Here is a 13,893-nt window from a genome sequence, read left to right on the forward strand (position 1 = left end):
AGACTAGGCCACGGCCCGGCGGAAGCAGTCGTCGATCACGGCTCCCGTGCCTCGGGGCAGTCCGTCGGGATCCAGGACGCGGTCAGGTCGCGGCAGACCACGAGCAGCGTGCCGGGGCGGCAGGCGACCTCGTGCGTGCAGCCGTCGGGATGCGGCAGCACCTCGTCGAGGATCACCTCCCCGAGGCCCGTCACGTCACAGGCGTCCAGGACATCCACTTGGAAGCGCGAGACGCCGCTGTAGCGGACGACCAAGTCCTCGTCGTGCTTCCGGCAGTCGTGCCCGAAGTGCAGCTCGACCTCGTCCTCGGCGAGCCGGCGGACCTCCAGCGGGCTCAGGTCCTTCACGCACCGGGGCCCGGCGAAGGCGTAGTGCCCGGGGTCGGTGGCGAACTCCCGGGCGCCCGGCGGGAGGCTCCGCGCGAACTCGGGCAGCCGGTCCAGATACGGCTGTGGATCGATGACGCCTGTCAGCTCACCGACCCGCGCGTCGAGGTCGACGTACCTCACACTCCCGTCTCCGCCGCTATCCGGCCCGCCCGCACCGCCGCCACCAGGTCGCCGTGGTCCGCCTCCGTGCGGTCGGCGTAGGCCACGGCGAAGGCGGCGATCGCCTCGTCCAGCTCCTCGTTCTTGCCGCAGTAGCCGGCGATTCTGCGCGGGTCGGCGCTGTGGCTGTGGGCGCGGGCCAGGAGGGCGCCGGTCATCCGGCCGTAGTCGTCCAGCTGGTCGGGGGTCAGGGCCGCCGGGTCGACGCTGCCCTTGCGGTTGCGGAACTGGCGCACCTGGAAGGGGCGGCCCGCCACCGTCGTCCAGCCCAGCAGGATGTCGCTGACCACCTGCATCCGCTTCTGGCCGACGACCACCCGGCGCCCCTCGTGCTCCGGCGCCGGGGTCTCGAAGCCCGCCGTCGCCAGGTGCGGGACCAGTGCGGAGGGGCGGGCCTCCTTCACCTGGAGGACCAGGGGTTCGCCCCGGTGGTCCAGCAGCAGCACCACGTACGAGCGGGTGCCGACGCTGCCCGTGCCCACTATCCGGAACGCGACGTCGTGCACCGCGTGCCGGGCCAGCAGCGGGTGGCGGTCCTCCGAGAGCGTGCCGACGTATTCCTCCAGGGACGCGGCCACCGTCGCCGCCTCCTCGTCCGGCGTCCTGCTCAGCACCGGAGCGGCGGCCACGAACCGGCGCCCGCCGTCCTCGGTCGCCTCGGTCGACTTCGCCGCGAACCGGCCGCTGGTGTTGGAGCGCGCCTTCTCGGCCACCCGCTCCAGCGTGCCGAGCAGGTCGTGGGCGTCGGTGTGCGAGACGAGCTCCTCGTCCGCGATGGCGTTCCACGCGTCCAGCACCGGCAGCTTGGCGAGCAGCCGCATCGTGCGCCGGTAGGCGCCCACCGCGTCGTGCGCCGCCGCGCGGCAGGTGTCCTCGGACGCGCCCGCCTCTCGCCCGGCCAGCACCAGCGAGGCCGCGAGCCGCTTCAGGTCCCACTCCCAGGGGCCGAGCACCGTCTCGTCGAAGTCGTTCAGGTCGATGACCAGGCCGCCGCGCGCGTCGCCGTACAGACCGAAGTTCGCCGCGTGCGCGTCGCCGCAGATCTGGGCGAGGACGCGGGTCATCGGGGTGCGGGCGAGGTCGTGGGCCATCAGGCCCGCCGATCCGCGCAGGAAGGCGAAGGGCGTGGCCGCCATCCGGCCCACCCTGATCGGCGTCAGCTCGGGGAGCCGGCCGCGGTTGGACTCCTCCACCGCGGCGAGCGCGTCCGGGCGGTCGGGGTCCAGGTCGAGCAGTGCGTGCGAGTTGCGCGGGACGCGCTCGCGCAGGGCCTTGCCCTCCTGCTTCGGCGTGCCGTTCCCGGGCCACTCGGCGAATCCGCGCACCCGGGGAAGCCGACGCGACGCCGACCGCGCGCCCGCCTCATCCGCCTTCTCCGAAGCACCGACGTCGATCACACCGACCGCCTCCCCCGCACCCGGACCGCCTCCGGTCCGCACGAACATCAACTCGTGCCGACGGTACAGCGGGGGGACCGGAACGCGTCAGACCCTGTGGACAACCCGGCTGATGTGGAAAACCCCCGGCACCCGGCTGTGTGGTGGCCGGGGACTGATCGCGGGACCGGGAGGGGGACCGGACGCCCCGTCACCGCGGCCCGGCCGGATCCCCGCGTGCGCTCAGCAGCGCGCCGAACGCCTCGATCACCAACCGCAGCGACGCCTCCACCGCCGCGTCCGCCTCCGGCGTCCCCACCGTGTCCCCCTCCGGCGTCCCCGCCGGGCCCGACCGCGGCGGGAGGACCGGCCCTGTGCCGGCGTGGACGCCCCGGCCGGTCTCCAGGTACGCCAGGACGTCCTCGGCCCGGAGCGGGGTCCCGCCGGACGGGCGCGGCAGGTCGTCGAGCAGACCCTGGAGGGTGTCGAGCAACTGCCGCCGCTGCGCGGAGGGTTCGCGTTTCATACCCCCAGGCTGGTGAAGAGTGGTCAAGGACCGTTCAAGGAGCCGCCAACGTTTCCGTGCGCGGCTGGTCGGCGGTGGTGGCGAGGATGAAACGGGCCACGGCCTCGGGCGCGTCGTGCATCGGGACGTGACCGCATCCCGGCAGCGCGTGCGCCACCGTCCCCGCGGGGAGTTCGTCCAGGAAGCGCGCCTGCCCGGCCCGCAGGACGGCGTCCCGGGACCCGAACGCCACCCGCACCGGCACGCCGATCCCCCGTCCACCGGTGAACCGGGTGGTGCTGACGGCCTGCCAGGTGGACTCGAAGGCACGGGCCCGCGCCATGTCCCGGGCGGCCGTCCAGGCGTGGTCGTAGGGCAGCCGGGCGGGACGGCCGTAGATGCCCGCGAGCAGGGCGGCGCGGGTCGGCGCGGTCCGCAGGAGAGGCGCGGCGGGGCCGGCCAGCCAGGGTGCCGCCAGTCGGCGGGAGCGGAGCAGCAGGCGGGTGGTCAGCGGAGTCGTACGACGCCACAGGCCCGCCGGGGAGACCAGGCTCAGGGTGCGGACGCGGCCAGCCAGGGCCAGCTCCAGGCCCACCCAGCCGCCGAGCGAGTTCCCGGCCACGTGCGCCGTGGCGATCCCCCGCGCGTCGAGGAACCGGCCGACCGCTCCGGCGAGTTCGCGCGCGGTGGGCCGTACTCCCGGAGCGAGCGCGGGGCTGTCCCCGAACCCCGGCAGATCCACGGCGAGCACCTCGTGCCGCGCGGTGAGCAGCCCGGTCACCGGGTCCCAGCATCGCCTGCCGCTGCCGATGCCGTGCAGCAGCAGAAGGGGGGAACCGGAGCCGTGCCGGGTGTGCGCGAGGGCGGCGCCGCTCATGCCGCCGACAGACCCGGGACGGACGGACCGGGAACCGCGGTGTCCGAGACGGCGGGGCCCGAAGCAGCCGTATCCGAAGAGGCCGCGTCCGCAGCCGCCGTATCCGAAGAGGCCGTACCCGAACCCGCCGTATCCGACGAGGTCGTACCCGAATCCGCCGTACCCGAAGAGGCCTTGTCCGATCCCGCCGTATCCGAAGAGCCGGTGTCCGTGGCCGCCGTTCGCGAAGAGGCCGTATCCGAAACCGCCGATCGCGAAGAGGCCGCACCCGAACCCGCCGTACCCGCAGCCACCGATCGCGACGAGCCCGCACCCGAACCCGCCGTATCCAAAAAGGCCGTACCCGAAGCCCTCGTGTCCCGCAGGGTCGGCTCGATGCCCACCACCCGGTCCACCAGCCCCGGAGCCGCGCCGAGGTACCCCGCGGGGTCCAGCAGCGCGTCCAGTTCGGCCGGGTTCAGATTCCGTGTCACCTCGGGAGCCGCCGCGAGGACCTCCGCGAGCCCCGTCCCGCGTGCCGCCGCCTCGTGCGAGGCTCGCGTGAGCAGGGAGCGCGCCTCCGCCTTGCCCAGCAGCGGGGTCAGTACGGCCGCAACCCGCTCCGAGACGATCTGGCCGCCCGTCAGGTCGAGGTTGGCGCGCATGCGCTCCGCGTTCACGGTGAGGCCGGTGAGGAGTTCCGCCGCCGTGTGCGCCGAGCCGCCCGCCAGCCGCAGGCACTCCCGCAAGGGCTGCCACTCCGCGTGCCAGGCGCCGCCGGAGCGCTCGTCCTCCGCCAGCATGGCGCCGTACAACACGGCCGCGTACTGCGGCACTTGGAGCGCGGCCGAGCGCATCAGCGTGGCGAGGACCGGGTTCCGCTTGTGCGGCATCGCCGAGGAGGCGCCACGGCCGGCCACCGCCGGTTCCGTCACCTCGCCGACCTCGGTCCGGGCCATCGACTGCACGTCGACCGCGATCTTGCCCAGCGCCGCGGCGAGGAAGGCGCACACCGCCCCGGTGTCGGCGATCGGCGTGCGCAGCACATGCCAGGGCAGGGCGGCCGGGGCCAGGCCGGTCTCGTGCGCGTACGCCTCGACCAGCCGGTCGGCGTAGTCGTCGCCGGGGGTGCCGGCGTGTTCCAGGTAGCCGGCCAGAGTGCCGGCGGCGCCGCCCAGTTCGACGGGCAGGGAGGCGGCCAGCTCGTCCACGCGGTGCAGGGCCTCGGTCACCAGCTGGAGCCAGCCGGCCGCCTTCAGGCCGAAGGTGGTGGGCACGGCGTGCAGGGTGAGGGTGCGGCCCGCCATCGGGGTGTCCCGGTGCGCGCGGGCCAGCTCCTCCAGGGCGGCGGCGCACCGGTCGAGGTCGGCGCGGATGAGCTCGGTGGCCCGCCGGACGACCAGCATCGTGGCCGTGTCCAGGATGTCCTGGCTGGTGGAGCCGCGGTGCACGTATTCGGCGGCGGCCGGGTCCTCGGCGGCGACCACGGCGGTCAGCGCCTTCACGAACCCGACCACGGGGTTGGCGGTCTCCCGGGCCGCGTGGGCGAGCGCGCGGAGGTCGAGGCGCTCGGGGCGGGCCGCCTCGGTGATCGCCCGCGCCGCCGGCTCCGGCACCGTGCCGAGGCGGGCCTGCGCCCGGACCAGCGCGGTCTCCGCCTCGACCATGGCCGACAGCCAGGCCTCGTCGGACACGGCCGCCTCCACGGGCGTACCGGCCCGCACGGGGGACAGCAGCCCGGCGTCCGAAGGGTGCTGCGTGGCGTGGGGGTCTGACATGACTGGTTGCTCCTCCGGTACTGGTTCTGTGGGGCGACCGGCAGATCCGTGCCGACGATCAGCCGACTTCACGACGGGCCGCCGGCACGGATCCGCCGGTCTCAGCCGACCTCACGGCGGGCCGCCGGAACGGATCCGTCGATCTCAGCCGACCTCACGGCGGGCGCCGGCATGGATCCGCCGGTCTCAGCCGACCTCACGGCGGGCGGTCGGAACGGATCCGCCGGTCTCAGCCGACCTCACTGCCTGCCGCCGGCACGGATCCGCCGGTCTCTGGGGGCTCTTCATGCCGCCGTCCGCTCCAAGCTCCCCCGCTGGTCCCGGTCCAGTACCGCCCCGAGCGCCGCCTGGGCTATCGCGTCCGAGTCCGTCAGCGTCACCGAGTTGACGCCGGGGCGGATGCCCGCCGCGGTGACCCAGTGGACGGACTCCGTGGGCACGCCGAAGGCGTACCGGCGCGGGTGCGGGCGCCGGGCCGCGTCCAGCAGCTGGAAGGGGCGCGGGGTGACCGCGACGCCCTCCGTGTAGATCCACGTGCCGCTGCGGGTGGCGATCCGGTGCGCGGCGCACTGGCCGGTGTCCAGCAGGTGCCGCAGCAGCGGGTCCTCGGTGCGGCTCAGCGTGATGTCGGGCAGCCGCGCCTCGATCAGCGCCTCGGTGCGGATCCGGGAGCCGGGCACCAGCGGCGAGTGGGCGTGGAAGCCCTGCCGGTCGACGTCGACGCGCAGGTCGGGGCCGATGACGTGCAGCACACCGGCCTCGATCAGGGCGGCCGCCTCCTCGATGCGGGACGCGGGCGGCCCGATGGAGAGGAACGCGTTGAGCGGGGTGTACCAGCGGTCCAGGTGCTCGCGGTGGGAGTCGCCGTGCAGCCCGCCGTGGTCGACGACGAGCCGGATCTCGTTGCGCAGGTCGCGCAGCACGTCCAGGGCCGCCTTGAGCGGACCGCTGACATTGCCGCCCCGGGCCTCGGCGACGTCCTGGCGCAGATGGTCCAGCAGCCAGGCCGTGAAGTCCTCGGGGCCGCCGAACTCCTGGTCCTGGTACGGCCGGGAGAGCCGGTCCCAGTCCCAGCGGTCCTTCTCCCCGATCTCGTAGGCGTCGAGCACCGTCTCCTCCGCGGACGTGCCCGGCAGCGCGAGCAGGAAGGCCCGCTGGAACGCCTCGCCGCGGTCCGCCCGGCCGCGCGCGGCCAGCAGCGTCCGGTAGTAGACGGTCTCGACCTCCTTGGCGACCAGCGGCCACACGTCCCGCAGGAAGTCGGCGCCCTCGGCGCCCCGCGCCGCCCGCATCCGGGCGATCCGGGCCGGGGTGAGCAGCAGCGGCTCGTGCCGGCCGTGCGGGCCCTTCTCGTTCTCGCCGCGCGCCTGGTAGGGCACGCCGCGCCGGGAACCGGCGTACATCCGGGGCTCGCGGCCGGAGGGCAGGTAGACCAGCCGGCCGTAGACGCGGGTGAAGCTGCCGCCGCGGCCGGTGGTGAGCAGGGCCATGTAGTCGAAGAAGTTCAGCCCGAGCCCGCGCAGCAGGACGGGCTGCCCGGGCCGGATGCACTCCAGGTCGGTGTCGGCGGGGTTGGCGGGGGCGAGGTGGGTGTGGCCGTACTGGCGGGCGAGCGCCGCGAACTGCTCCTCCACGGCGGTGGGCCGGGCGGGCAGATGGCCCTGGGAGAGCACCACGGAGTCCAGGTCCTCCAGGACCGTGCCGTCCTCCAGCGTGACCCGCTGGCGTGGAGGGTGGCCGGTGGGCAGCGCGGCGGCCTCGTCGTCCAGGGCCACGGCACGGGACCGGTGCCAGCTGACGGTCACGCAGCTCGGGGCGTTCGCGACCGTACGGTCGAACGCCCAGCGCAGGTAGTGGCCGTAGAAGGCGCGGGTCGGGTAGGTGTCGGGGCCCAGCGCGCGGGCCTCGGCGAGGACCTGCTCCGGGTGGTGCCCGGGGATGTGGCCCGCGACCAGGGACTCCGCCCAGGCGTGCAGGCTGGGGCCCGGTTCCAGGGGGCCGGTCAGCTCGACGCTGGCGTCGGTGAACACCGAGATCTGTCCGGCCACCGTGTTCATCAGCAGGTGCGGGGACTGGCTGGTGCGCCAGACCTGGCCGGCGCCGGGCGCGTGCGGGTCGACGACATGGATGCCGATGGCGGTGTCGGGGGCGGCGGCACGGGCGGCGGCGCAGAGCCGCTCGATCACGGAGAGACCCCGCGGTCCCGCGCCGATCACGCACACGGTGTGCTGTCTGGTGGTCATGTCACTGTCCGTCCTGCTGAATACGGGACTCGGTACGGGGGTCCGGGCGGGCTGCGGTACGGGGGTCCGGGCGGGCTTCGGCACGGGGGTGTGCCAGGGCTTCGGTACGAGGGCGTGCGCGGGCTTCGGTGAGGCAGTCGTCGTGGGAGGAAGAAGCGGCGGGCGTCCACGGCACGGCGACCGCCGCGATCATGCGGCTGCCGACGACGGCGCAACGGCCGACCGTGCCGGGCGCCGGGCCGCGCGCGACGCGCAGCCGGACCGGCTCACCGGGGTCCCGGCCGGCCGGCGGCTCCTCCCACTCCAGGTCCACGGACTGGAAGGAGACGCCGTCCTGGGTGTCGGGCGGCAGCGCCTTGTAGAGGGCCTCCTTGACGCAGAACAGCCGCAGCACGGCACGGGCCGGGTCGGGGCAGTCGCGCAGCCGGCCGGCCTCCTCGGGCGTGCACACGTAGTGCAGGGCGGAGAGCAACTCCGCGCCCGTCTCCAAGGGTTCGATGTCGACACCGAGCCCGACGCCCCGGTCGGGTCCGGTCACGCACAGGGCGACCCGGTTGGTGTGACTGAGCGAGCCGGCCACGCCGTACGGCCAGCTCGGCGCCCCGCGGGCGTCGGCGCTCAGCCACCGGGGCATCCCGGTCAGCGCGGCCGTGGCGCGAGCCGCGGCGAGGCGACCCGCGGTGAAGGTCTCGCGGCGCAGCGGGGCCGTGTAGCCGCGCAGCAAGTCACGCACTCCGGCGGGCAGTTGCCGGAAGTCCAGTTCGCCGGTGTGCGCCTGGGCCGCGATCACGGGCGGCTCGAACAGGGCCGCCACGGCGGCCAGGTCGACGGGCTCGGGGTCCCCGCTCGCCGGCGCCGGGGCGGACAGCACGGCGCCGAGCCCGTCGAGCGCCGCCACCTCCCCCGGCACCGGGAGCAGCGCGGTCACCGCAGGGCTCCGATCGGGGTGCGGGTCAGCTGGGCGACCGCGTTGTGCACCACGGTCCGCCCGGTGCGCCCGGCGTACGTCATGATCGACTCGGGGTGGAACTGGACCGCGGCGAACCGGTGCCGGGGCGCCTCGACGGCCATCGCGACCCGTCCGTCCTCGGTGGCCGCGGTGACCCTGAGGGAGTCGGGCAGCGTGGCCGGGTCGGCGTACAGGGAGTGGTAGCGGCCGACGGTGAAGCTCTTGGGCAGCCCCTCCAGCAGCAGGGAGTCGCCCTCGGTGCGCCGGACCCGGGAGGGCTTGCCGTGCACCGGCTCGGGCAGCACGCCGAGGGTGCCGCCGAGGTACTCGACGATGCCCTGCAGGCCCAGGCAGACCCCGAACACCGGGATGCCGAGCCGCTCGGCCTCGGCGAGGGTGGCGGCGGTGCCGAAGTCGGCGGGCGTGCCGGGGCCCGGGGAGAGCACCACCAGGTCGGGGCGCTGCTCGGCGAGCAGGGGCAGATGGCCGCCGCTGCGGTAGGTGCCGACCTCGGCGCCGGTCTCGCGCAGATAGCCGGCGAGGCAGTGCACGAAGGAGTCGCGGTGGTCGACCAGCAGGATCCGCCGGCCGGTGCCGGGGCCCTCCGCGACGGACAGCCGGGGCCGCAGGGGAGCCGAGGGCTCGTCCAGCACGCCGAGCAGCGCCTTCGCCTTCAGCTCGGTCTCCAGTTCCTCGTCCTCCGGCGAGGAGTCGTGCAGCAGGGTCGCCCCGGCGCGGACCGAGGCGACACCGTCGTGCAGGTGGATGGTGCGCAGGGTCAGCACGGTGTCCAGGTCGCCGTCGAAGCCGATCCGGCCCACCGCTCCCCCGTACCAGCGGCGCGGGGAGCGCTCGTGGCGCTCGATGAACTCGATCGCGGACAGCTTGGGCGCGCCGGTCACGGTGACCGCCCACAGATGGGCGAGGAAGGCGTCCAGCGCGTCCCGGTCGGGCCGCAGCACGCCCTCGACGCGGTCGACGGTGTGGATGAGGGTGGAGTACTTCTCGATCCGGCGGCGGGCGGTGACCCGGACCGTGCCGGGCAGGCAGACGCGGGACTTGTCGTTGCGGTCGACGTCCGTGCACATGGTCAGCTCGTGCTCGTCCTTGGACGAGTTGAGCAGGGTGCGGATGCGCTCGGCGTCCTCCAGGGCGTCCCGGCCGCGGGCGATGGTGCCGCTGATCGGGGAGGTCTCGACGAGGGCGCTGGCCTCGGCCCGCCGGCTGACCCGGACGAACATCTCCGGGGAGGCGCCGACCAGGTACTCGTCCTGGGCGAGGTTCATCAGCAGGCTGTGCGGGGCGGGGTTGCGCTCGCGCAGGGTGCGGAACAGCTGGGACGGCGGTCGCCGGACGACCCGGTGGAAGGACTGGCTGGGCACGACCTCGAAGAGGTCGCCGGAGCGGAACAGCGGGCGGGCCTGCTCCACGACCCGGGCGTACTCGCCGGGCGCGTGGTCGCGCTCGGGGGCCTTCGCGGCGGCCACGAAGGGGCGGGCCGGGGTGGCGCGGTCCAGGCCGTCGGTGCGGGAGGCGCCGACGCGGAACTCGTAGTCGTGGCGGATCGCCTCGTCGGTCTCGAGGTCGAGTTCGAAGACGGTGTCGGGCAGGTGCAGCACCATGTCGCGGTCGCCCGGGGCCCGGTGCTGGGTGAGCGTCACCGGGTCGACCTGGAAGATCAGGTCGTAGCCGAAGGCGCCGTAGAGGCCGAGCAGCGGGTCGTCGGAGGCGAGGCCCTCGACGAGGGCGCGGATCGCGGCGAAGACGCCGACCTGGCGGGTGCGGTCCTCCTCGGCGAAGGTGCCGTCCGGGACGCCGCCGCGTACGCGCAGGGTGTCCCCGTCGGCCTCGGCGTGCCCGGTGGCCCGGGAGAGCAGGGCCAGCAGGGCGGGCAGGAGGACGCGGCCGCGCCGGTTGAGCGCGGTGACCCGTATCTCGGGTCCGGTGGCGGTGATCTCCACGGGTGGGTCGGTGTAGCCGATGATCCGGTCCTGGCCGCGGAAGAGGAGCATGCCGCGGCGTTCGTCGAGGGTGTCCTCCAGGTCGGTGCGGAGGGCGGCGGCGGAGCCGAGGAGCTCGGTGGTGCGGACGACCTCGACTCCGACGGGCGTCGTCCACCGTCCGGACGGGGCTGCCCGGCCGGTGCGCGGCCGGGAGGTTTCCAGCTGGGGCATCCCCCAAATTCCTTTCTCGAACCCGGTGGTGTCCCGGGGCGATGGGCTCACGCCCGGCGCGGTACGGGGTACGGCGTGGTACGGGGTACGGCGTGGTACGGGGTACGGCCTGGTACGGGGTACGGCCTGGTACGGGGTACGGCCTGGTCCGGACCGGGGCGATCCGGCCTGGGCGCGGCCGGGAGTCCCGGGCGGGGCGGCGGTGCGCCGGCGCCACCGGCTCGGGGTAGGGGCACTCCGGCCCACGGCGAGCCGAGCGGGGCGGTCGTCGGCGGGCGGGTTTCCGGGTGGTCGTGGGTGGGGTGGGTCTCAGGCGCCGGTCGTCCACACCTCGGCCGCGCGGCCCGAGCGGACGTGGGTCCAGCCCTGGCTCAGTTCGTTCGGGCGGCAGACGTACGCCGTGTGCGTGCCGGTCGCCGTCAGGCGTTCGGCGAGGGCCGAGCGGGCGGTGCGGTCGGCGGCGGGCAGTTGGTCGCCGGGCGCCACGGCCACGACGGCGAGCGGTACGGCCTCGGCGAGCGCGGCGACGGAGTCGACCAGCCGGGCCACCGGTTCCTCGGCCGGCGCGGGTGCCCGCACCAGCAACCCGAGGGAGGCGTCGGACAGTTCGAGCCGCAGCGCCCGCAACCGCTCCCCGGCCTCCTGTACGGCGGTGGCGTCGGCGTCCGTCGCGACCAGTACGGGACTGTCCTGACCGGCGAGCACCGCGTCTCCGGGTGCCGCCTGCCCGGCGGAGGGGACCAGCGTGGGTACCGGGCCCTCCGGCAGCGCCGTCACCCCGTCGCCGATCTTGGCGAGCTGGGGATCGAGCCGCAGCAGCACGTCCGCGGCGGACTGACCGGTGCGGGTGAGCAGGCGGAGCATCAGCGTGGCCGGGTCGAGGGCGCGGTGCTCCTCGGGGTGCGACCACATCCGCAGGCTCGCCCAGGCGGCCTCCTGCACGGACTGGACGATCGGCCGGCGGGTGGCCTCGTACGCGGCCAGCGTCGCCGGGAGCTCGTCGCCGTCACCGTGCTCGGAGAGCCGGCGGGCCAGCTCGACGGCGTCCTCCAGGGCCAAGGTGGTCCCGGAGCCCACGGAGAAGTGGGCGGTGTGGACGGCGTCGCCGAGACCCACCAGGCGGCCCGTGGACCAGCGGCTCGCGGAGATGTGCGGGAAGGTCAGCCAGCGCGACCCGTTCCCCAGCAGCTCGGCCCCGCCCAGGTGCTCGGCGAACACCTCGGCGCAGAACTCCATGGCCTGCTCGTCGTTCCAGCCCGGGGGCTTTCCGGCGCCCTCGGTGAAGCCGGCCCGCTGCCACGCCTCCTCACCGAGTTCGACCAGGAACGTCGAGCGGTCCGGGCCGTAGGGGTAGACATGGGCGCCGACCGGGCCGTACGGGCTGTCCGCGAACAGGAACGTCATCGCGTCGAAGGCCCGGTCCACCCCGAACCACGCGTACCGCCCGCTGCCGGGGACGACACCGGCCCCGAACTCCTCGGCGAACGCGGCCCGGGTGCGGCTGCCGGAGCCGTCGGCGGCGACGACCACGTCGTACCGCCCGAGCAGCTCGGACGCGTCGGCCTCGGTGTCGAAGTGCAGCCGCGCGCCCGCCTCTTCGGCGAGTTCGTTCAGCGCGGTGAGCAGCGTGCGCCGTTCGACGGCGGCGAAGCCGTGGCCGGAGGAGCGGATCCGCTCGCCGTCCCGGCGGACCTCCACGTCGTCCCAGCGGGCGCCGCGGTCCAGCAGGGCGGCGACCACGTCGGGGGCGGCGCGGCGCAGCCGGGCCAGGCTGAAGCGGGAGAAGACCACGCCGAAGCCGTAGGTGGCACCGGCCGGGCTGCGTTCGAAGACGTCGACCTCGTGGCCGCCGAGGCGGCGCAGCAGCAGGGCCAGCATCAGCCCGCCGGGCCCGGCGCCTATGCAGGCGACTCGCACGGCGCTCACGCTCCCCGCTCGGTGGGCGGCACCGGGGCGGCGCCCGGCATTCCGTCGGCGAACCGCTCGCGCAGCTTGCGGCGCAGGATCTTGCCGGCCGCGCTGCGCGGGATCTCGGAGACGAACTCGATGCGCACCGGCCGCTTGTAGCTGGCCAGTTCGCTGGCGCAGGCCTTCACCAGAGAGGCGGCGGACACGTCCTCGCCCTCCGCGACCACGAAGGCCACCGGCACCTCGCCCCACTCCTCCGAGGGGGCGCCCACGACGGCCGCGTCGGCGACCCCGCGCTGCGCGCCGAGGACCCGCTCGATCTCGGCCGGGTAGACGTTCTGGCCGCCGCGGATGAGCACGTCGTTGATCCGGTCGACCAGGTAGAGGTAGCCGTCGGCGTCGGAGTAGCCGAGGTCACCGGTGCGCAGCCAGCCGTCGCGCAGGGTGGACTCGGTGGCCGTGGGGTTGCGCCAGTAGCCGCGCATCATCCCGTCGCCGCGGACGCAGACCTCGCCGATCTCACCGGGGGGCAGCGCGCCGCCCTCCTTGTCCTGGACCTCGATGTGGCAGCCGGGCAGCATCCGCCCGGCCGAGCGCAGCCGGAGCTCCCGGGCGGCGGCGTCCGCGCCGTGGTCCTCGGCCCCGCCGAAGACGACGGTGGCGATCGGGCCACCGCCCTCGGTGATGCCGTAGATCCCGCGGAACGGGCAGGGGAAGCGCTCCAGGGACTCGCGCAGCAGCTCCTCCGGCATGGGGGCGCCGCCGAACATCACGTCGACGAGGGTGGACAGGTCGGTGGTCTCGAACGCCTTGGTGCGCAGCGCGAAGCGGACCATCGACGGGACCAGGAAGGCGCGGGTCGCGCCGCGCTGCTCGGCCTCGGCGAGGAAGCGCTGCGGGGCGAACTCCCGCTGGAGCACCAGGGTTCCGCCGGCCGCGAGCAGGGCCAGGCCGATCACCATGGAACCGTGGAACAGCGGGCACGGGTTGAGCATCACGTCGTCCGCGGTGAACCGGGCCTCGGCGGCGAGCGCCGTGTAGCAGGCGGACACCGAGCGGTGGGTGACGGCGACGCCCTTGGCCCGGCCGGTGGTGGCCGAGGTGTGCAGGATCGCGAACAGGTCGTCCATATGGGGCAGCGGCAGCGCCCGGCGGGGGGTGCTGAGCAGCTCCTGGTAGGCGGGGCTGTCCAGGGCGAGCTTCCAGCCGTCGCCGAACGCCTCCCCGAGCCGGTCCAGCACGCCCTGCTCGGCGATCACCCCGCGCGGGGCGGAGTTGGAGACGACGTGCTCGACCTCGGGGGCCGGGAAGGAGTGGTTGACGGGGCAGACGATCGCCCCGGCCTTGCCGGCCGCGATGTACAGCTCCAGGACCTCGACCCGGTTGGGCGAGCTGACCACGAGGCGCTCACCGGGGCCGATCCCGCGGTCGATCAGGGCGGCGGCCAACGCGTCGGTACGTTCGTCCAGTTCACGCCAGGTGAGCGAGAGCCGCTCGTCGGCGAGGGCGAGTGCGTCGGGGCGCTGTCCGGCGTGCCGCCGGACGAAGTGGGCCAT

9 protein-coding genes and 1 pseudogene are annotated in these 13,893 nt (G+C 74.8%); all 10 read right to left on the reverse strand.

Going from position 1 to position 13,893, the window contains the following annotated elements; genetic code table 11:
• Nucleotides 1-35: 35 nt before the first annotated feature.
• The 10 genes and pseudogenes from AC068Z_RS10905 to AC068Z_RS10950 all read right to left on the reverse strand — a co-directional run bounded on the left by AC068Z_RS10905 (nucleotide 36) and on the right by AC068Z_RS10950 (nucleotide 13,893).
• Nucleotides 36-509: a hypothetical protein gene (locus AC068Z_RS10905; RefSeq protein ID WP_478554308.1), complete on the reverse strand. Its 474-nt coding sequence runs from the start codon at nucleotides 507-509 to the stop codon at nucleotides 36-38.
• On the reverse strand, nucleotides 506-1,993 hold the full coding sequence (locus AC068Z_RS10910) for a DUF2252 domain-containing protein (RefSeq protein ID WP_478554309.1): 1,488 nt from the start codon (nucleotides 1,991-1,993) through the stop codon (nucleotides 506-508). The genes AC068Z_RS10905 and AC068Z_RS10910 overlap by 4 nt, the downstream gene beginning before the upstream one ends.
• Before the next feature lie 142 nt (nucleotides 1,994-2,135).
• Nucleotides 2,136-2,450 (reverse strand): hypothetical protein, encoded by a 315-nt coding sequence (locus tag AC068Z_RS10915; protein ID WP_478554310.1) that lies wholly within the window; start codon nucleotides 2,448-2,450, stop codon nucleotides 2,136-2,138.
• A 34-nt stretch (nucleotides 2,451-2,484) separates the two neighbouring features.
• Complete coding sequence (locus AC068Z_RS10920; RefSeq protein WP_478554311.1) at nucleotides 2,485-3,306, reverse strand: alpha/beta fold hydrolase; 822 nt, start codon at nucleotides 3,304-3,306, stop codon at nucleotides 2,485-2,487.
• A 380-nt stretch (nucleotides 3,307-3,686) separates the two neighbouring features.
• Nucleotides 3,687-5,063: pseudogene (locus AC068Z_RS10925) on the reverse strand (nitrosuccinate lyase); the annotation flags it as partial.
• 284 nt (nucleotides 5,064-5,347) lie between these two features.
• Nucleotides 5,348-7,306, reverse strand: coding sequence for an FAD/NAD(P)-binding protein (locus tag AC068Z_RS10930; protein ID WP_478554312.1), 1,959 nt, complete (start codon nucleotides 7,304-7,306; stop codon nucleotides 5,348-5,350).
• Between the two features lies 1 nt (nucleotide 7,307).
• A complete protein-coding gene (locus AC068Z_RS10935) occupies nucleotides 7,308-8,234 on the reverse strand; it encodes a 4'-phosphopantetheinyl transferase family protein (protein ID WP_478554313.1) in 927 nt (308 codons plus the stop codon).
• Entirely contained in the window at nucleotides 8,231-10,429 is a 2,199-nt protein-coding gene (locus AC068Z_RS10940) for an anthranilate synthase component I (RefSeq protein ID WP_478554314.1), read from the reverse strand. The genes AC068Z_RS10935 and AC068Z_RS10940 overlap by 4 nt, the downstream gene beginning before the upstream one ends.
• Nucleotides 10,430-10,738: 309 nt before the next feature.
• Complete coding sequence (locus tag AC068Z_RS10945; RefSeq protein ID WP_478554315.1) at nucleotides 10,739-12,355, reverse strand: FAD-dependent monooxygenase; 1,617 nt, start codon at nucleotides 12,353-12,355, stop codon at nucleotides 10,739-10,741.
• Nucleotides 12,352-13,893 (reverse strand): class I adenylate-forming enzyme family protein, encoded by a 1,542-nt coding sequence (locus AC068Z_RS10950; protein ID WP_478554316.1) that lies wholly within the window; start codon nucleotides 13,891-13,893, stop codon nucleotides 12,352-12,354. Before AC068Z_RS10950 ends, AC068Z_RS10945 begins: the two co-directional genes overlap by 4 nt.

It is taken from the genome of Streptomyces sp. NPDC043726 (assembly GCF_056436565.1).

Excerpts from the sequence above, each read along its gene's own strand:
- AC068Z_RS10910 (WP_478554309.1), bottom strand. The coding sequence starts at position 1,993 with ATGTTCGTGCGGACCGGAGGCGGTCCGGGTGCGGGGGAGGCGGTCGGT.
- AC068Z_RS10915 (WP_478554310.1), bottom strand. The coding sequence starts at position 2,450 with ATGAAACGCGAACCCTCCGCGCAGCGGCGGCAGTTGCTCGACACCCTC.
- AC068Z_RS10920 (WP_478554311.1), bottom strand. The coding sequence starts at position 3,306 with ATGAGCGGCGCCGCCCTCGCGCACACCCGGCACGGCTCCGGTTCCCCC.
- AC068Z_RS10930 (WP_478554312.1), bottom strand. The coding sequence starts at position 7,306 with ATGACCACCAGACAGCACACCGTGTGCGTGATCGGCGCGGGACCGCGG.
- AC068Z_RS10940 (WP_478554314.1), bottom strand. The coding sequence starts at position 10,429 with ATGCCCCAGCTGGAAACCTCCCGGCCGCGCACCGGCCGGGCAGCCCCG.
- AC068Z_RS10950 (WP_478554316.1), bottom strand. The coding sequence starts at position 13,893 with ATGGCCCACTTCGTCCGGCGGCACGCCGGACAGCGCCCCGACGCACTC.